The organism is Floridaenema flaviceps BLCC-F50 (assembly GCF_041929275.2).
Taxonomy (GTDB): domain Bacteria; phylum Cyanobacteriota; class Cyanobacteriia; order Cyanobacteriales; family Aerosakkonemataceae; genus Floridanema; species Floridanema flaviceps.
The window spans coordinates 1,953,080-1,972,268 of the sequence record NZ_JBHFNR020000002.1 but is presented as its reverse complement, the minus strand read 5'-3'; the positions used below and the strand labels follow the sequence as shown (position 1 = coordinate 1,972,268).

The 19,189-nt window shown below is 44.0% G+C and carries 13 protein-coding genes; 6 read left to right on the top strand and 7 right to left on the bottom strand.

Features of this window, described 5'->3' with window-relative positions:
- Positions 1 to 139: 139 nt before the first annotated feature.
- Both ACE1CI_RS29005 and ACE1CI_RS29000 read right to left on the bottom strand, forming a co-directional pair.
- Positions 140 to 1,030 carry a fructosamine kinase family protein gene (locus ACE1CI_RS29005; RefSeq protein WP_413265747.1) on the bottom strand — a complete coding sequence of 297 codons (891 nt, stop codon included), beginning with the start codon at positions 1,028 to 1,030 and terminating at the stop codon, positions 140 to 142.
- Positions 1,031 to 1,209: 179 nt separating this feature from the next.
- Positions 1,210 to 2,496: a M16 family metallopeptidase gene (locus ACE1CI_RS29000; protein ID WP_413265746.1), complete on the bottom strand. Its 1,287-nt coding sequence runs from the start codon at positions 2,494 to 2,496 to the stop codon at positions 1,210 to 1,212.
- Positions 2,497 to 2,623: 127 nt separating this feature from the next.
- Between ACE1CI_RS29000 and crtD the strand changes: the two genes are divergently transcribed.
- A complete protein-coding gene (gene crtD, locus ACE1CI_RS28995; RefSeq protein ID WP_413265745.1) occupies positions 2,624 to 4,126 on the top strand; it encodes a C-3',4' desaturase CrtD in 1,503 nt (500 codons plus the stop codon).
- A 78-nt stretch (positions 4,127 to 4,204) separates the two neighbouring features.
- Here the strand turns inward: crtD and ACE1CI_RS28990 are convergent, their stop codons facing one another.
- Together ACE1CI_RS28990 and hslO are read right to left on the bottom strand one after the other, a co-directional pair.
- Positions 4,205 to 6,349 (bottom strand): hypothetical protein, encoded by a 2,145-nt coding sequence (locus ACE1CI_RS28990; RefSeq protein WP_413265744.1) that lies wholly within the window; start codon positions 6,347 to 6,349, stop codon positions 4,205 to 4,207.
- 144 nt (positions 6,350 to 6,493) lie between these two features.
- A complete protein-coding gene (hslO, locus tag ACE1CI_RS28985) occupies positions 6,494 to 7,396 on the bottom strand; it encodes an Hsp33 family molecular chaperone HslO (protein WP_413265743.1) in 903 nt (300 codons plus the stop codon).
- A 162-nt stretch (positions 7,397 to 7,558) separates the two neighbouring features.
- Here hslO and ACE1CI_RS28980 point away from each other — a divergent pair, with 162 nt between their 5' ends.
- Complete coding sequence (locus ACE1CI_RS28980) at positions 7,559 to 7,951, top strand: hypothetical protein (protein ID WP_413265742.1); 393 nt, start codon at positions 7,559 to 7,561, stop codon at positions 7,949 to 7,951.
- A 129-nt stretch (positions 7,952 to 8,080) separates the two neighbouring features.
- Here the strand turns inward: ACE1CI_RS28980 and ACE1CI_RS28975 are convergent, their stop codons facing one another.
- The 3 genes from ACE1CI_RS28975 to hisD form a co-directional block, all read right to left on the bottom strand.
- Entirely contained in the window at positions 8,081 to 8,935 is an 855-nt protein-coding gene (locus tag ACE1CI_RS28975; protein ID WP_413265741.1) for a DUF928 domain-containing protein, read from the bottom strand.
- A 189-nt stretch (positions 8,936 to 9,124) separates the two neighbouring features.
- The gene (locus tag ACE1CI_RS28970) at positions 9,125 to 9,550 is read right to left on the bottom strand and encodes a universal stress protein (RefSeq protein WP_413265740.1); all 426 of its coding nucleotides are present in this window, start codon (positions 9,548 to 9,550) and stop codon (positions 9,125 to 9,127) included.
- Positions 9,551 to 9,925: 375 nt separating this feature from the next.
- Positions 9,926 to 11,260 (bottom strand): histidinol dehydrogenase, encoded by a 1,335-nt coding sequence (hisD, locus tag ACE1CI_RS28965; protein ID WP_413265739.1) that lies wholly within the window; start codon positions 11,258 to 11,260, stop codon positions 9,926 to 9,928.
- Positions 11,261 to 11,537: 277 nt separating this feature from the next.
- Between hisD and rpsT the strand changes: the two genes are divergently transcribed.
- The 4 genes from rpsT (at position 11,538) to ACE1CI_RS28945 (ending at position 19,146) form a co-directional block, all read left to right on the top strand.
- On the top strand, positions 11,538 to 11,843 hold the full coding sequence (rpsT, locus tag ACE1CI_RS28960; protein WP_413265738.1) for a 30S ribosomal protein S20: 306 nt from the start codon (positions 11,538 to 11,540) through the stop codon (positions 11,841 to 11,843).
- Between the two features lie 125 nt (positions 11,844 to 11,968).
- The gene (locus tag ACE1CI_RS28955; protein WP_413265737.1) at positions 11,969 to 12,763 is read left to right on the top strand and encodes a TatD family hydrolase; all 795 of its coding nucleotides are present in this window, start codon (positions 11,969 to 11,971) and stop codon (positions 12,761 to 12,763) included.
- A 955-nt stretch (positions 12,764 to 13,718) separates the two neighbouring features.
- Complete coding sequence (gene rpoB / locus ACE1CI_RS28950; protein WP_413265781.1) at positions 13,719 to 17,063, top strand: DNA-directed RNA polymerase subunit beta; 3,345 nt, start codon at positions 13,719 to 13,721, stop codon at positions 17,061 to 17,063.
- A 190-nt stretch (positions 17,064 to 17,253) separates the two neighbouring features.
- Entirely contained in the window at positions 17,254 to 19,146 is a 1,893-nt protein-coding gene (locus ACE1CI_RS28945; protein WP_496615886.1) for a DNA-directed RNA polymerase subunit gamma, read from the top strand.
- Positions 19,147 to 19,189 lie beyond the last annotated feature (43 nt).

The following is a 19,189-nucleotide window of genomic DNA, read 5'->3' as shown; positions in this document are numbered from 1 at the left end:
GGGTACAAGATCTGAGTTCTGCCTTTTAATCTCGTTCATCTCGTTCCCAGGTTCAACCTGGGAACGAAAAACGGAGGCTCTGCCTCTAGATGCAAGATCTGAGTTCTGCCTTTTCATCTCGTTCATCTCGTTCTTTCTTCTAAACTTTACTCAACAATTGGCTAATCATGCGATTTGCTTGAGATTCGTAACTACCACCGAACAAGTTAAAGTGGTTAATAATGTGGTAGAGATTGTATAAAATTTTGCGTGATTCATAGCCGGAATCTAAAGGCCAAACTTCGTTATAACCATGATAAAAACTAGCAGGAAATCTGCCGAATAATTCGGTCATGGCAATATCGACTTCGCGATCGCCATAATAAGTCGCCGGATCAAAAATCACAGGTTCATCTGCTGCTGTCACTGACGCATTTCCTGACCATAAATCCCCATGTACTAAAGATGGTTGAGGATGATGATTTGCTAATAATTCAGGAATCGCTTTAATTAAACTTTCCCCTTGGCTAAATTGCCCACCTCGCCGTTTAGCTAATTTCAGTTGATAACCAATTCGATTTTGGGCAAAAAACTCTACCCAATCTGATGTCCAAGTGTTAATTTGTGGTGTAGAACCAATGGTATTATTTCTCTCCCAACCAAAACCAGATCCCCGACTTCTTAGAGAAGTCGGGGATCTCAAGTGCATTGCTGCTAATTTTCGCCCCATTTCTTGCCAAGCATTATTGCCACCACTGCGCCCTAATTCTAAATATTCTTGCACTATGTAAGCCGAATTATCAGCTGTACCGTAACAAATTGGTTGGGGAACACGAATAGTTTTAGTTGACCACATTTCTTTTAATCCCAAAGCTTCCGCTGCAAACATATCAACTTGGTCAGCTTGATTTAGTTTGACAAAATAAGTGCGATCGCTATTCCCGATCGCATACCCTTGATTAATACAACCACCACCCACAGAACGGCGGTTTTCTATGACAAATTTCTCGCCTGTTACTTCGCTAATATGTTCAGAAATTGCTGTCCACATAAGTAAGCTCTAAATTAATGCAGAGGAGCAGGGGGGCAGAGGGGCTGGGGGGCAGGGGGGCTGGGGGGCTGGGGGGCAGACGAGATCCAGGAGAGGACAATTCAAAACAAAAAACTTTCCAAACTGTCTTCTTAATTCAAAACTCAAAATTCAAAACTCAAAATTTCGCCATTCCCGAATTATTCCGGTTTTACTATTACTATTCCATAAGCTTCTGGAGATAAAAAACTGTTAGCAGTAAATTGTAATTCTTCCTCATCAACTGCTTGAATTCTGGCTGGATAATTGAGCATGGGAGCTAAATCTTTGACCATTGATTGATAGTAACCATACATTCCGGCGCGATCGCTCGGAGTTTCCGAAGCAAACACAAATCTATTTGCTACTTGAGTTCGCACGCGAGAAATTTCGGCTTGAGTTACAGGTTCTTTTTGTAATTTGCGAATATGTTCTGCGATCGCCAATTCCGCTGCTTCTATATTTTCCACTGGTAAATTAGCTGAAATTTGAAAAATTCCTTGGTAATGATGAGTTAAATTGCTCGCAGAAATCTGCGTTACCAAATGTTTCTCTTCCCGCAAATCTCGCACTAATCTAGAACTACGTCCTTGTCCTAAAATCGCTGCTAAAATATCTATTGGATAAGTTTGGGCTAACTGCGTCATTCCCGGTACTCGCCACATCATAATTAATCTGGCTTGCTGTAAACTTTCATCCACATATTCCCGTCTCACAACTTCCGTAAAAGGTGCTTCCGGTTGCCATTCAGGAATAGCAAAACTATCTGGAATAGAACTGAAGTTTGAGCGATTTTTAGTTAAACCTTCGACAACAATTTCGATTAATTGTTCTACTGGTAAATTACCCACCACCGCCGCTGTGATTGACTGAGGTTGATACCAACCAAAGTGAAAATCTCGCATTTGTTGCGGTGTGAGAGATTCGATCACTGATGTTGGGCCTAATACTGGACGACGGTATGGTAATTGATTGAAAGCTGTTTCGATCGATCTCTGATAAGTACGCCGACGCGGGTTATCTTCTGCACGGCGAATTTCTTCTAAAACTACCAATCTTTCTCGCTCAAATGCTTCATCAGGAATACTAGGATTCAACACCACATCAATTTGTAAAGGCGCTAAATCAGCAAAATCTTTGGGCGCAGTTGTAATGTAAAACTGAGTATAATCCTGACTGGTAGCAGCGTTCGTGACAGCACCTCTCTCTTCAACTAAACGCTCAAATTCGCCACTGGCTAAATTTTCGGTTCCCTTAAAAACCATGTGTTCTAAAAAATGAGCCATGCCATTAATTTGATCTGACTCTACCGCAGAACCAATATTTAACCAAATACTCAAATTTACAGCTTCGATCGGCATTTGTTCGGCAACGATCGTTAGCCCATTAGGTAACTGATATACAGTAGGGGCATTCACAGGAGGAGACTTGAGCAAAATCGAGGTCATCAAACGTAGGGGTTAATGTAACACTTCCTTCATCTTAACTACAGAGCCGGGAACGGGGAACGGTAAATACTGAGAATTACTACATCAGTTAAATTAAAATAAGAAATGTAAAGAAAAGTAAAATTCTATGACAACTCATCGCAATAACAAAGCAATTGTTATCGGTGCGGGAATTGGTGGTTTAACCGCCGCCGCCTTACTTGCCCATCGGGGCTACCAAGTTTTAGTCTTAGATCAAGCCTTAGTTCCCGGAGGATGCGCTTCCACATTTCAACGTCGCGGTTTTACCTTTGATGTTGGCGCTACCCAAGTCGCTGGGTTAGAACCGGGAGGCATTCATCACAAAATATTCTCAGAATTAGAAATAGATTTGCCAGAGGCGACATATTGCGATCCTGCTTGTGCGGTATTTCTGCCAGGGGAAACTGAACCGATTAATGTCTGGCGAGATCCGCAAAAATGGGTTGCCGAACGTCAGCGACAGTTTCCCGGAAGCGAACCATTTTGGCAGTTATTAAATGATTTATTTCGTTACAGTTGGGCGTTTCAATCTCGCGATCCGGTTTTACCACCGCGTAACTTATGGGATTTATGGCAGTTAACTAAAGCAGTTCGACCTGACACTTTATTAACTTTACCTCACACTTTCTCGACGGTGGGAGATGCGTTACGTTATTTTGGTTTAGCCCAAAATCTGCGGTTACGAACTTTTTTAGATTTACAGTTAAAGCTTTATTCCCAAGTAGATGCAGAGGAAACAGCTTTGCTTTATGCGGCGACTGCCTTGGGTGTAAGTCAAGCGCCACAGGGATTGTATCACCTCAAAGGTAGTATGCAGGTGTTGAGCGATCGCCTAGTGGGTGCCTTAGAACGGGATGGCGGAAAATTATTAATGCGCCACACAGTAAAACAAATTTACACCCAAAATGGCAAAGCTACAGCCGTTCAAATTTACAACCAAAAAACCGGAGAAACTTGGATTGAGGCAGCAGATCACATAATTGCTAATGTCACCGTTCAAAACCTAGTCCAACTATTAGGAGAAACAGCACCCAAAGGATATCGCCATCGCGTAGATAAACTACCACCAGCATCAGGCGCTTTTGTCCTGTATTTAGGAGTAGATGAAACCGCTATTCCAAGAGAATGTCCACCCCATTTACAATTTTTCTACGATTACGAAGGACCGATCGGTGAAAATAATTCCCTGTTTGTTTCCGTAAGTCGTCCGGGAGATGGACGTGCCCCCCAAGGTAAAGCCACAATTACAGCTTCCTCGTTTACAGATACCAGAATTTGGTGGAATTGCCCAGACTACGAAACCTTAAAAAGTAAATACACCCAAGAAGCTTTAACCAAACTGGGTCAATATTTCCACCTCACAAGAGAAAAAATTCTCCACACCGAAGCAGCTACACCACGCACCTTTGCTCGCTTTACAGGTCGCGATCGAGGCGTAGTCGGCGGTATCGGTCAACGTATTCCCACTTTTGGCCCCTTTGGATTTGCCAATCGTACACCCATTAACCACCTCTGGCTAGTTGGTGACTCCACCCATCCAGGGGAAGGAACTGCTGGTGTCTCCTATTGTGCCCTCACCGTCGTCAGACAAATTGAACAAGGTAGTTGATCGAATTTCTCGTTTAGAGAGTTCTGAGTTTTAAGTTAATCAACTTCCTCTTGTCTCAAGAGTCCCCTTGTCTCTAATCTAAGGGCTAATCGCCGGAGTATTAAAATCCGCTGGTGGCGAAGCTTCTGGAGTAACGGGAGTTTGTTCCACTGGAGGTGCAAAATATTCAGGGCTTGGGGGTGCTGGGGGATTCAAGATATTTTGCCAGACTTCGATTTGTGCTTTTGCTTCTGGGTAAGCACTAGTCCCAGCCGGAATACTTCTGGCAATAGAAATTGCCCCAGGCAAATCATAATTTGCCCGATCTTGCGCGAGTGATAGAATTTGGTAACTCCATTGATTCATGGCAGTTTCCGCTTCCGCACGCATTGCCGAACTTCGCGGAATACTCCTTAATAACCCAATTGCCGATACTAGAGAATCTGGCGTACCAGCAGTTGCCAACTGTTGCGCTTGTTGCCAATTCTGTTGCGCTTTGGCTTGCCCTTGCCACTCTTGAATTGCCGAGAGCGCCTGATTAGACAGCGACCTACCTGGTTTAATTTGTTGAGCAGTATTAATTGCTGCCGCGAAATTACCCGAATTAGCTAATTGTCTTGCCTGATCTAAATAGGGCTGGTCTTGAATTCGTTGAATTTGAGCCGTCCATCGCCCAATTTTACTTTGAGCTTCCGAATACAGCGCCCGACCTTTGCTAATCTTAGCAGCTTCATTAACTGCGGCTGCCAAAGAAGTGGCATCTCCCAATTTGGCTACCTGCTCAGCACGACTCAACAGGGGACGATCTTCAATTGTTTGAATCTGAGCTTCCCATGCCCCAATTTGTTGTTTTGCTTCTCTAGCTCTGGGATTATTTTCTGGAATTTGTTGTGCTTCTCTAATGGCTGCCTGGAAGTCATTAACAGTGCCCATACTTGCTAACTGACGGGCTTTATCTAATTTTGCTACGTCTTGTTGTTCTTGTTGCCAACGCAATAACCAATCTTGAGCTTTATTATACAAAGGTCGATTGGGGCCAATCCTTTGCACTTGGTTAATTGCCGCATCTAAACTACCTACTGTCCCATCAGCCGCTAAAGCTAAAGCTTGTGCCAAGTTAGTGAAGTCTTCAATATCACCCTGCAAGTTGATAATTGAGGGAATTTGCCGGACTATAGACAATGCTCCATCGACATCTTGATTATCCAGCTGGGTTTGCGCTAAATCCAGCATTTTCCGCCCAAATTCCAATATTGCGGTTTTAGAGGCTTCAAAAAGATAGCTTTTTGAACTGATTCCTTGGGCTAATTTAATCGCTTCTAACAGGTTTTTTACACCGCCTGCGCGTGCCAATCTGCGAGCTTTGGTTAAGTTTTCGCCGTCTTCTCTGGCTGAGGCAATAATTTGGGTAAGTTCTTCATATTTTGTTGTTTCCCAATATCTGTTGCCGATGTAGAGTAAGCGTACTGCTTCCCGGAAGGCTTGAGTCCAATTTTCTTTACGTACCTGTGCTTCAGCGGCTCGATAGTAACCTTCTGCCTTTGTCCAAATCGCACGCCAAGCGGAAATGCGTTTTTCTACTAGCGTATAAGCGGGAACATCACTGGGGATTTTTTTCGCTGTGGCGATCGCTTCTTGTAATTTACCAGCGTCAAAAGACTTATCTGCCAAATTTAAAACTTCTTGCGACCATCCTTTGATCAGTGAGTTTGCTTCATCCCGCAATGGGTGATCTTCTGGTAGAGTTTTAACCAGGGAAATTGCTTCGAGCAAGCTATTTACTGTCTGCTTATTCGCTAATATTTCCGCGCAGGAAATTCGCTCACTCGCTGAAGCTGTCATTAAGTTAATTGACGAGCAGTTGGGCTGTGCTGGCAGCGTTAACAACAAACTTACTGCCAGTGTTCCCACTCCGCCTGCGCTAACTGTTGCTAAGGCTACCCAGAATTGCCACTGTCCTGTTAACTGAAACACCGCCAGAGGCATTTTTATCTGCACTTGTTTTAACTTTTTACTAATTCGCCTGAGTTTACCATTTTTGGGAGCTTCACTTGCTGTGATTGGCGCTTCATCTTGGTGCTTCTCTGGCGAAACTGAAGCGTTCACTTTTAATTTTTCTGGCAGCGAGCCATTAGGCGTAACAGTATTATTTGGAATCAGAGGTGGAATTGGCGATCGATTTTTATTCCCCTGTTCAGAAGCTTTCATCGACAACCATTGCTTTGGACTTCCCCGTTCTCTCATAGCTCACACCAAAATAATCGTGCTTTAGACCAGGCTAGCTCGAAAAGGCAGTGGTAGCTATCCTACCCCTCTAATTCCAAAAAAGCTAGATCTTGGGCAATATATATTCTACTTACCATCCTTTAAACAATTTGTCACCCGATCTCAGACAGAGGATTGGGCTCGTAAATCGGAAATTAGTTGCGCTAATTCATCGCTGCTGGCTTGATAAACTTCTCCACAGAAATGGCAAGTAGCCTCAGCACCATTATCTTTTTCGATCATGTCCTGCAATTCCGCTTCTCCCAGAAGTTTCAGCGCACCTAAAACTCTCTCGTAGGAGCAGTTACATTGAAAGCGTAGCAGCTGCACTTCCGGTAACTGCACTAGCCCCATATCTCCCAGCAATTGCTGAAAAATATCTGGTAATGTCTTACCTGCTTGTAACAAAGGCGTAAATCCCGCCAATGCTGCTACCCTGGACTCTAAAGTTTGTACCAAGGCTTCATCCGATGCAGCTTTCGGCATAACTTGGATCAAAATACCCCCAGATGCCGTCACTACCCCACCCTCGACAAACACGCCCACTACTAAAGCCGAAGGTGTCTGTTCGGAAGCAGCCAGGTAATAAGTCACATCATCACCTATTTCCCCAGAAACCAGTTCTACTGTACTGGAGTAAGGATAACCATATCCCACATCTCTAACTACGTAGAGATATCCTTCCTTACCTACTGCGCCACCTACATCTAGTTTGCCTTTGGCGTTCGGTGGTAGTTCAATTCCAGGGTTTTCTACATATCCCCGCACTGTACCATCTAACCCGGCATCGATTAAAATTCCCCCTAAAGGGCCATTTCCTTTCACCCGAATATTTACTCTTGATTCCGGTCGCTTCATACTAGAAGCTAACAACAACCCTGCTGACATCGTGCGCCCCAAGGCAGCGGTTGCTACGTAGGAAAGTTGATGTCGCCGTTTCGCTTCGTCAGTGAGGCGTGTTGTAATTACACCAACGGCACGAATCCCGCCATCGGCAGCAGTGGCTCTAATTAACTGGTCAGCCATGAAAATTCCTTACATTTCTTAACATCTTCTATTGTAAGTGGCTGATTGGCGAGTGGTGAGTCAGAAAGTGGCGAGTTTCGATTTGAAATGTTGTTTCTGCCAAGGGTGGGAAGGAAGTGTTATGGTACAGGAAAAATTGTTAGTTTGGTAATAATTTAATTTATGCTGGGTAATTTTCAACATAGTAATTTGCGAATTGAGGTGGAAGCAGAGGAAAATACAATTCGAGAAAGTCTGCTCTATCCGCGAAAATTACAGCAGTGGTTATGGCCGCAAAGTTTAGATTCTAATTTACCAGAGGAATTCCACAGGGGATTAAAGTTTACTAGTCGGCTAGGTCCTTTGACCATTCAACACCAAGTTGATGTAGCAGAATCTAATCATCTTCGCTTGATTTTAAGTCAAGGAATTGATGGTTTTCACGAATGGTATTGGGGTAATGGTTGGGTACAATCTCGCTTGGAAGGTATCTCTTTACTTCCATTGAATTTAGCTCAAACTTTCGGTTTGCTCAGATTAAGAGAATTTCTCACAAATAATCAAATTAAACCTTAAGTCGTTCGTTGTGAGCGCTTGAGCGCTGGAGCACTGAAGTGCTCACAACGAACCTTTCCTCAATTGTCTGTTGTGAGCGCTTGAGCGCTGGAGCACTGAAGTGCTCACAACGAACTTTTAAGATTTTGATTATTGTTGGCGCTCTTTTTTCGCTATTTCATTTAATCCTACTTGATCTAATAAGGAGAGAATATCACCGTATGTAGATTGATTGGGATTAGCTGTAAAAGCAGTACTAAGTGTGTCTAGGGCATCATACCAATAACCTTTTTGAGCAAAAACTCTAGCTTTTTGTTGGGGGGTAGTAGCTTGAGATAATTGCTGAGTTAATTCTGGTGGAGGAGCTACTCGCTCAATTCCTGCTTCTACAGATATTTTTCTTCTTTTTCCTTCAGTAATACAAGGAACTGAAACTGACCAAACGTATTGTGTTCCTATTTCTAATTCTACTTTATCTTTGGGGAGTTTCATTTGAATTATTCCGGCTGAAGGTTGTAACTGTTCAGCATAAATTGGTTCTTTTTCTCCGGCTTTTCGCAATTCAAATACCATGATTTCTACATCTTTATTTTGTAAATGCCAGAGGAATGTGGGATTACTAGAAGTAGTTAATCCTAGATGATTTTGTGGGACTAGGAGAGTTGGGGTTGTGGGAATACATTCTTTTGGTACAGTTTGAATAGTCGCCGGGGGAGGTGGAGCAGTACCCCTAGTTCTTGTCCAATTATCTTCAGATTGTAAAATAGCGGGTTTTTCGTGCGCTCTGGCTCCACCCGATCCTGTGGCTCCTGGTGCTCCGCGATCGGGAGGAGTATACTGAATATTTCCGGGTAAAGATTGTGCTAAAGCTGGTGAATTAAATAGCCCTATTGATATGAGTTTAAATAGCTGATTATGGGAACTGTGACTGGGAGTAACTAAAGTCACTAATAGCATTGATATGATGCTTAAAATCCAGGGATTTTGTTGACGACTGTTAATCATAATTTTTCAGCTTTATTCTGGGAAACGCCAATTTGCCTAAACCAAACAAAATTATTTGAGTAAATACACTCTAATCTGACTCATTTCCGGCGAAATTTGTTTCAGATGCTTAGTATCTTGAGCGAAAGCCTGAAACCTTTCCTCAAGCAATTTAAATGATTAACAGTTTACACTTTGTCTGACTATTGCTTATCTTGGTTTAATCAGTAACACTGAGCAAGGAGCATCTTCTATGACTTGGCTGCTTACCGATCGCTCTAAAATCCGTTTTAACCCTGTCAACCCACGACTACCAATGATAATTAAATCAGCGTGGTGAATATTGGCAAGACGGACTATTTCTTCTGCCGGATCGCCTGTAACTATTTCTAATTCACTTTGGTAAGGCAGTCTAGTTTGGTAGGACTGCAACTGCTTTTCCGCTTTCCGGTAGGGAATTTCCTCACTGATGCCAAGGGGTCGATCGGCAGACCATTCTACATCCTCTCCCGACGGTGGGATAACGTGAGACAGGATAACTTTCGTTTCCGGTTGTAAGTTAACTTGGTCAAGGCTGTGAATTACCTGTTCGGATAGTTCTGTCCCATCTAATGCGATAAGAATTGTTTTGAGCACTAATCATGCCTCCTCAATGAGTAGTTGTGAGTTTTGCGTTTTCGGTTTCGATTTATAAAAATATCCTCAATTGCCAATTAAATGAAGGCGGGTTTATCTTTTTTTTTTGATTTCCCACTGGCCTAATGATAAAACCCTTGCCTCCTAAACACAAAACTCTGACAAGGCATGGCAGCAAATCAAAACTTAGGACTTAACTGCATTACTTCTTGGCAACCTATAAAGATTCATCCTAGACCGTAATTATTTCACGGTCGAGATGGGAAACGAACAGAATTATACTGACTTTATGTTTGGCGATCGATTATTTCCGGCACTCACCTACCTGGGAATGGGGATTAATTAAAGTTAATTTAACTCTGGTGTCAACTGTCTTTAGGATGAAGATTTGGGATTGCCTTCAGGACCAGACTCGCGCCGGGAAACTCTCAGTCGCACTGAGTCCGCGTGTGAAGGTAGTCCTTCTGCATTCGCCAAAACTTCGATCGCACTAGCTACTTTCTGAAGTGCGGTGGCAGAATATTGAATCAGGCTAGAGTGTTTCATAAAGGTTTCCACGCCCAAAGCAGAGGCGTAGCGGGCGGCACCGGAAGTCGGTAAAGTATGATTTGGCCCTGCTAAGTAATCGCCGACGGCTTCTGGGGTAGAATGACCCAGGAAAATTGCTCCCGCATGGCGAATCAAATCCAGGGTTGACCAAGGATCTTCGACTTCTAGTTCTAAGTGTTCGGGGGCAAATTCGTTAGACAGTTCCGCAGCTAAGGCTAGAGACTCTACGAGAACAATTAAGCCATAGTGCGCGATCGCTTTTTCTGTCAACGTCCGGCGTGGGTGATCCACCAATTGCAGTTCTACCTCAGCTTGCACTTTATGCGCCAAAGTAGAATCCGTAGTTAGTAAAATCGCGGAAGCCATTGGATCGTGTTCTGCTTGCGCCAACAAATCAGCCGCTACATGGACTGGATTTGCTGTTTTATCCGCAATTACCAACACTTCTGATGGCCCTGCTAACGAGTCTATGCCGACAGTGCCATAAACCAATTTTTTCGCCAGCGTGACGTAAATGTTACCAGGGCCAGTAATCACATCGACTTTTGGTATAGTTTCTGTCCCGAATGCTAGTGCTGCGATCGCTTGCGCCCCTCCCACACGGTAAATTTCCGTTATACCTGCTTCCTGTGCTGCTACCAACACAGCTGGAGAAATCGCTTTATCCATCCCTGGAGGCGTGACCATGACAATGCGCGATACTCCAGCCACCTTAGCCGGAATCGCATTCATCAGCACAGTACTGGGATAAGCGGCGCGACCACCCGGAACGTAAATCCCGGCTTTATCTACTGGTCTGTAACGTTTACCCAACACTACTTCGTCATCTTTAAACTGCACCCAGGATTTGGGTACTCGCTGTCGGTGGAAAGCTTCGATCTGTTCCTTAGCCAGAAGAATCGCATTTAACAGTTCTTTCGATACCTGCTGATAAGCAGCATCCATTTCGGAACCGCTGACCCGCAACTCTTCTGGTGTTAAGTTTTGTTGATCGAATTCCGCCGTATAATGCAATACCGCTCGATCGCCTTGCGCTTTAACGCGCTGAAGGACTTCTCGAACCGTTGCTTCTTTATGAACAATCTGGTCAGTGGAAGTGCGATCGCGGATACGCCGCAATTCCGCTTCTGCCTCAGTCCGCTCAGTGATGATTCGCAGCATGGAGTTAGGAATGCCAATCTTTAGGAAGTTACCCGTTTGTGTTTAGGGCCACAGACACCCTGGTAATTTTGCGGGATTGGTTGTTAAACCATCTGTATTTTAAGATAAGTACGTTTTGCCAACTTGTCCCTATTTTCCAGGCTTGCCCATTAATTTGTTTCTCTAGCTTAACTTGAGATTTCGATCGCGGATCGCTCCTGCGTCAGCATAGATGTTATATTAGTTTTTCCAGGACTTTCAATGTTTATTTAGATAGAGTAGCTTCGGAAGAACAGCAGTGGCTAATATTAAGTCCGCTATTAAGCGAGTAAAAATTGCCGAACGCAACCGTTTGCGTAATAAAGCATACAAATCAGCAGTCAGAACGCTGATGAAGGGATATTTTGCAGCCGTAGACACTTATGCTGCTAATCCTACCCCAGAATCACTCACAGAGGTACAAGAGCGGATGTCAGCTGCGTACAGCAAAATCGACAAAGCCGTGAAAAAAGGCGTGCTGCATCCCAACACCGGGGCGCGGAAAAAATCTCGTCTAGCCCGAACCTTAAAGCGTCATAGTCAAGCAGCGGCTACGGCTTCCTAAAAGAGGCTCTAGGAGCAGGGGAGCAGGGGAGCAGGGGAGCAGGGGAATTTTATTAACCCAAAACTCCTAAAGTTTCTTTCTAACTCAAAACTCTCTCACTCAAAACTTAAAACTTTCCCCTAACCATGCAGTTGATTGATACCCACGTACACATCAATTTTGATGTGTTTGAGGCAGACTTGGATGCTGTTGGACAACGCTGGCGCGACGCAGGAGTTATCTCATTAGTACATTCTTGCGTCCATCCGGGAGAGTTTCCAGGTATTCAGAAGCTTTCTAGGCAGTTTCCTGAACTGTTTTTTGCGGTTGGCTTACATCCGTTGGATGCCGAAAAGTGGACAGCCAATACCCAAGAGCAAATTTATGGCTTGTGTAGTTCAGATCCCAAAGTAGTCGCGATCGGCGAAATGGGACTGGATTTTTACAAGGCGCAAAACCAACAACAGCAGGAAGAGATTTTTCTCGCTCAACTGGAAATTGCCCGGAACCTGAAAAAGCCAGTCATTATTCATTGTAGAGATGCAGCTTCGAGAATGCGAGAGCTAATGCAGGATTTTTGGCTAAATTCTGGCTCAGTTGCTGGAGTTATGCACTGTTGGGGCGGGACTCCCGAAGAAACTCAATGGTTTTTAGACTTAGGTTTCTATATTAGCCTGAGTGGTGTAGTAACATTCAAAAATGCGATCGCCATTCAAGAATCCGCCAAAATGATTCCTCAAGATCGGTTACTCATTGAAACTGATTGCCCATTTCTTGCCCCAGTTCCCAAACGCGGGAAACGTAACGAACCAGCTTATGTTCGCTATGTGGCAGAATTTGTGGCTAATTTACGTGGGGTGTCCCCAGAAGCGATCGCAAATACCACAACTCAAAACGCTTGTCAATTGTTTAGTCTGCCAATTACGGCTGATAAAGTGTAAAATGTAACTTGCTACAACAGACTAATTAAAAAATTCTGGCTGACCATACTAAAAAAACCGTTTTTGGTCAACAAATATGGGTAACATTGCGCCATAATGTTTAAGGGGGAAAACACAGTGGGGGAAAACGCCGTGAATCAACGAGTTAGCCTAAACACTATTGCTACGCTACAATATCATAGCCACAAAAGAAGTACACAGGCAAATGACGGCGACAAGCCTGACGGCACGCTGCGCGAACGACACTACTAGGTGAAAAGCCTGATATTTTTAGAATTTGCTTGCCTAGCCACCAACGTTTAACTTTATGAGAACAGCTTTTAAAGCGATATCAAAATCATCCAGTACGGTCGGCGTGACCGGAACTTATGTCTTTGGACAACAACAGCCGACTATCTGGAGAGAGATTTCGCATAGACAAGCTAAATATCAGTTTAACGAGGTAATGGTAACTTTTAAAGCCCAGCGCAGCATTCTGTGACAAAACTTAAGTCAAAGCAAAATGCTCAATAGCAAAATTCAAAAGCCAACCAGGATTCACAGATTTACCGGATTTCTTGATTAATCCTGATCCAGAATGTAAATCAATAAATCCGACCCAGATGGGAGGATTTCCAGAATAAATCAAATAATCAATCCTGCTCATCTTGAAAATCCTTACATCCTGTTTTACTTTTGGAATTTGGGATTGTTTAGTGGTAATCTACAAAACCTTTGCTGAGATTGAAGACTTGCAATTAACAAACTACACAGATTTTCATACTTTCGATTTAGGATTGAGGATGCTTCGTCAATTCAAAATGCCAGATGCCAAAATCTTCCTGTGGGGTTTTGAATTTTTAATTTTGGATTGTTTAACTAGTCCTCAATCAAACTAGGTTAATTGACTGACCTATTTTCTTTGTTTCGTTTGCGATCGCCTAAAACTTAAAAACTAACTATGCTTGCTGACCAAATGAACATTTCCACCCAAGAGGCTCTTACTGCTCCTACTGCTAATGTTACACTACCTGACCTAGTAGAAATCCAACGCTCTAGTTTTCGTTGGTTCCTAGAAGAAGGATTAATCGAAGAACTCAATAGCTTCTCCCCAATTACCGACTATACAGGAAAGCTAGAACTGCACTTTTTAGGTAAAGACTACAAACTAAAAAGACCTAAATACGACGTAGACGAAGCCAAACGCCGGGATAGTACCTACGCCGTCCAAATGTACGTTCCGACTCGATTAATTAACAAAGAAACCGGGCAAATCAAAGAACAAGAAGTCTTTATCGGCGACTTACCCTTAATGACAGACCGAGGCACCTTCATCATCAACGGTGCTGAACGAGTCATCGTTAACCAAATCGTCCGTTCCCCTGGAGTTTACTACAAATCAGAAGTAGATAAAAACGGTCGGCGTACCTACTCAGCCTCCCTCATTCCCAACCGAGGCGCATGGCTGAAATTTGAAACCGACAAAAACGACTTGGTTTGGGTCAGAATTGACAAAACCCGGAAACTTTCCGCCCAAGTCCTCTTAAAATCTTTGGGATTAGCAGACAACGAAATCTTCGATGCCCTGCGTCACCCAGAGTACTTCCAAAAAACCCTGGAAAAAGAAGGCAACCCAACAGAAGAAGAAGCCTTAATGGAACTCTACCGCAAACTGCGTCCAGGGGAACCACCCACCGTTTCAGGAGGTCAACAACTTTTAGATTCTCGGTTCTTCGACCCCAAACGCTACGACTTAGGTAGAGTTGGGCGCTACAAACTCAACCGCAAACTGCGCCTGAATGTTCCAGACACCATGAGGGTATTGACACCTCAAGACATTCTCGCCAGCATTGACTACCTAATCAACCTGGAATTCGACATTGGCAACACGGACGACATCGACCACTTAGGCAACCGTCGGGTTCGTAGCGTGGGGGAACTGCTGCAAAACCAAGTCCGCGTCGGATTAAACCGCTTAGAAAGAATCATCCGAGAACGGATGACAGTTTCCGATGCCGAAGTTTTGACACCCGCATCTTTAGTTAACCCCAAACCATTAGTTGCTGCCATTAAAGAATTCTTTGGTTCGTCCCAACTCTCGCAGTTCATGGATCAAACCAACCCCTTAGCAGAATTAACCCACAAACGGCGACTTTCTGCACTAGGGCCTGGAGGATTAACCAGAGAACGGGCAGGGTTTGCAGTTCGGGATATTCACCCCTCTCACTATGGTCGGGTTTGTCCTATTGAAACTCCAGAAGGGCCAAACGCAGGGTTAATCAGTTCCTTAGCTACCCATGCTAGAGTTAACCAGTACGGCTTCTTAGAAACCCCCTTCTGGCGCGTAGAAAACGCTATAGTGCAGTCTCACTTGCCCCCAGCCTACATGACCGCTGACGAGGAAGACGACAAGCGGGTAGCACCTGGAGATATTCCCATTGACGAAAACGGCAGAATTTTAGGAGATACCGTCCCAGTACGTTATCGTCAGGAATTTACTACCACTACTCCAGACCAAGTAGACTATGTAGCTGTTTCTCCGGTACAAATCATTTCCGTCGCTACTTCTTTGATTCCTTTCTTAGAACATGATGACGCGAACCGGGCGCTGATGGGTTCCAATATGCAACGGCAAGCGGTACCATTACTCAGACCGGAAAGACCCTTGGTAGGTACAGGACTAGAAGCCCAAGCTGCTAGAGATAGCGGGATGGTGATTGTTTCTCGGACTGACGGAGAAGTTACTTATGTAGATGCCGAAAGAATCAGAGTTCGTCCTCCGTCATCAACAGGAAGCAACGGGAAAGAAGAACAGCCGAAAGATATTGAATATGTCCTGCAAAAATATCAACGTTCTAACCAAGATACTTGCTTGAACCAAAGACCGATCGTACAAGTAGGCGACAAAGTACAAGCAGGTCAAGTAATGGCAGATGGTTCAGCCACAGAAGGCGGCGAACTAGCATTAGGACATAACATCTTAGTCGCTTATATGCCTTGGGAAGGCTATAACTACGAAGACGCGATCCTAATTTGCGAACGTCTAGTTTATCAGGATATTTACACTTCAATTCACGTTGAAAAATTTGAAATTGAGGCCAGACAAACTAAATTAGGGCCAGAAGAAATTACCCGTGAAATTCCCAACGTTGGGGAAGATGCCCTCAGACAACTGGATGAAACCGGAATTATTCGGATTGGGGCTTGGGTAGAATCGGGAGACATTCTCGTTGGTAAAGTTACACCCAAAGGTGAATCTGACCAACCCCCTGAAGAAAAACTCCTGCGGGCAATTTTCGGGGAAAAAGCCAGAGATGTACGCGATAACTCCCTGCGAGTACCGAACGGCGAAAAAGGTAGGGTTGTAGATGTGCGGGTGTTTACTCGCGAACAAGGCGACGAACTACCCCCGGGCGCAAACATGGTTGTCCGCGTTTATGTTGCCCAAAAACGGAAAATCCAAGTTGGGGATAAAATGGCAGGTCGTCATGGTAATAAAGGGATTATTTCCCGGATTCTACCTTTGGAAGATATGCCCTATTTACCTGATGGTACTCCGGTAGATATTGTGTTGAATCCTCTGGGTGTACCTTCGCGGATGAACGTCGGACAAGTTTTTGAATGCTTGCTTTCTTGGGCGGGAGAAAACTTGGGTTATCGGTTTAAAGTTGTCCCATTTGACGAACGCTATGGGCAGGAAGCTTCACGGGCGACAGTACATGGGAAACTAGACCAAGCCAGGGACGAAACAGGTAAAGAGTGGCTGTTCCGACCAGAACACCCTGGTAAGATTATCGTCTACGATGGGCGCACAGGGGAGGCGTTCGATCGACCAATCACCGTCGGCAAAGCTTATATGCTGAAGCTAGTACACTTGGTCGATGATAAGATTCACGCCCGTTCAACCGGACCTTACTCCTTGGTGACACAACAACCTTTGGGTGGTAAAGCGCAACAAGGCGGTCAGCGGTTTGGAGAAATGGAAGTGTGGGCGCTAGAAGCATTCGGCGCAGCCTACACTTTACAAGAATTGCTGACAGTAAAATCTGACGATATGCAGGGGCGCAACGAAGCACTCAACGCCATTGTTAAAGGTAAAGCCATTCCTCGTCCAGGTACACCAGAATCTTTCAAGGTGTTAATGCGGGAGTTGCAATCTTTGGGATTGGATATTGCCGTACATAAGGTGGAAACCCAAGATGATGGTAGCACCAGAGATGTGGAAGTTGATTTGATGGCAGATGTGGGAGGTCGTCGGACTCCTAGTAAGCCAACTTATGAGTCTTTGACTCGTGAGGATTTGGTAGAGGAAGAAGAGTAAGTGGTAATGGGTAATAGGTAGTGGGTAGTTGGTAATTGGAAAAGGAAATAGCATTCAGAGTAAAAGTGTTTTTCTTGTGTTCTGTCTCCTTAAAAATGCCAACTACCAACTACCCACTACCCACTCCCAACTACCCACTCCCTAAAAAAGTTGATTTCCTAATAATAATATTTTGATTTTCGGAGTAGAAATGGCAAAGCTGGAACAGCGTTTTGATTATGTAAAAATTGGCATTGCTTCACCAGAAAGAATTCGGCAATGGGGAGAAAGAACTCTACCTAATGGACAAATAGTTGGTGAAGTAACCAAGCCAGAAACTATTAACTACCGTACCCTAAAGCCAGAGATGGATGGCTTATTTTGTGAGCGCATTTTTGGCCCTGCAAAAGATTGGGAATGTCACTGCGGTAAATATAAAAGAGTCAGACATAGAGGTATTGTTTGCGAACGTTGCGGCGTAGAAGTAACCGAATCTAGAGTGCGTCGGCATCGCATGGGCTATATTAAATTGGCAGCGCCAGTTGCCCATGTTTGGTATCTCAAGGGAATTCCTTCTTATATTGCGATTCTCTTAGATATGCCGTTGCGGGATGTGGAACAAATTGTTTACTTTAATGCTTATGTGGTTCTAGATCCTGGTAATGCGCCTAACCTCACTTATAAGCAACTGCTGAGTGAAGATCAGTGGATGGAAATTGAGGATCAAATTTATAGTGAGGATACCCAACTTTCTGGTGTAGAAGTGGGAATTGGTGCGGAGGCGCTACAACGGTTACTGCAAGATTTGAATCTGGAAAAAGAAGCAGAACAATTACGCGAAGAAATTGCTTCTGCTAAGGGACAAAAACGCGCCAAATTGATTAAAAGATTGCGCGTAATGGATAACTTCGTCGCTACTGGTTCTAAACCAGATTGGATGGTTTTAGAAGTTATTCCCGTGATTCCGCCTGATTTACGCCCGATGGTGCAATTAGATGGTGGTCGGTTTGCGACTTCGGATTTAAATGATTTGTATCGCCGGGTAATTAATAGGAATAACCGCTTAGCTAGATTACAGGAAATTTTAGCTCCTGAAATCATTGTCCGTAACGAAAAACGGATGTTGCAAGAAGCTGTCGATGCGTTAATTGATAATGGTCGGCGCGGTAGAACGGTGGTTGGGGCTAATAATCGTCCGTTGAAATCTCTGTCGGATATTATTGAAGGGAAGCAAGGTCGTTTCCGGCAAAACTTGTTAGGTAAACGGGTGGATTATTCTGGTCGTTCTGTAATTGTGGTAGGGCCAAAATTAAAGATTCACCAGTGCGGTTTGCCTCGTGAAATGGCGATCGAACTTTTCCAACCCTTCGTTATCCATCGCCTAATTCGCCAAGGTTTAGTAAACAACATTAAAGCGGCGAAAAAGTTAATTCAACGCAACGATCCAAGTGTTTGGAATGTTTTGGAAGAGGTAATTGAAGGACACCCAGTATTACTAAACCGTGCGCCTACACTACACAGATTAGGGATTCAAGCTTTTGAACCAATTTTGGTAGAAGGAAGGGCGATTCAATTACACCCATTAGTTTGTCCCGCATTTAACGCTGACTTTGATGGCGACCAAATGGCGGTTCACGTTCCTTTGTCTTTGGAATCTCAAGCGGAAGCAAGATTGCTAATGTTAGCTTCTAATAACATCTTGTCTCCGGCAACTGGTAGACCAATTGTTACCCCTAGCCAAGATATGGTACTCGGTTGTTATTATTTGACTGCTGAGAATCCGGGTTTTGCTAAAGATAAAGACCGCTATTTCCCAAGTCTTGATGATGTAATTGTTGCCTACGAACAGAAAGAAATTAACCTGCATTCATACATCATGGTGAGGTTTCATGGCAAAACCGTACATTCGGAACCAGAAAAACTGGCGAGTGAAGAGCGATCGGACGACGGACAGTTTGTAACTAAAACTTATGTGGGTGAGAAAAGTGGCGCACTTTTGCGCCGAGTCCGGGAAGATGCGGAAGGTAATTTAATTAACCAATATATTCGCACCACTCCGGGAAGGATTATTTTCAATAAAACCATTGAAAATGCAATCCGCTAAAAAAGTCTTAGTCATTAGTCATTAGTCTTATGTCATTGGTCAT

Bases quoted from the DNA above. Each gene is read 5' to 3' on its own strand.
- hisD (WP_413265739.1), bottom strand. From the start codon at position 11,260: ATGCTGCGAATCATCACTGAGCGGACTGAGGCAGAAGCGGAATTGCGG.
- rpoB (WP_413265781.1), top strand. From the start codon at position 13,719: ATGAACATTTCCACCCAAGAGGCTCTTACTGCTCCTACTGCTAATGTT.
- ACE1CI_RS28975 (WP_413265741.1), bottom strand. From the start codon at position 8,935: ATGATTAACAGTCGTCAACAAAATCCCTGGATTTTAAGCATCATATCA.
- ACE1CI_RS28980 (WP_413265742.1), top strand. From the start codon at position 7,559: ATGCTGGGTAATTTTCAACATAGTAATTTGCGAATTGAGGTGGAAGCA.
- ACE1CI_RS29000 (WP_413265746.1), bottom strand. From the start codon at position 2,496: ATGACCTCGATTTTGCTCAAGTCTCCTCCTGTGAATGCCCCTACTGTA.
- crtD (WP_413265745.1), top strand. From the start codon at position 2,624: ATGACAACTCATCGCAATAACAAAGCAATTGTTATCGGTGCGGGAATT.
- hslO (WP_413265743.1), bottom strand. From the start codon at position 7,396: ATGGCTGACCAGTTAATTAGAGCCACTGCTGCCGATGGCGGGATTCGT.
- ACE1CI_RS28955 (WP_413265737.1), top strand. From the start codon at position 11,969: ATGCAGTTGATTGATACCCACGTACACATCAATTTTGATGTGTTTGAG.
- ACE1CI_RS28945 (WP_496615886.1), top strand. From the start codon at position 17,254: ATGGCAAAGCTGGAACAGCGTTTTGATTATGTAAAAATTGGCATTGCT.
- ACE1CI_RS28990 (WP_413265744.1), bottom strand. From the start codon at position 6,349: ATGAGAGAACGGGGAAGTCCAAAGCAATGGTTGTCGATGAAAGCTTCT.
- ACE1CI_RS29005 (WP_413265747.1), bottom strand. From the start codon at position 1,030: ATGTGGACAGCAATTTCTGAACATATTAGCGAAGTAACAGGCGAGAAA.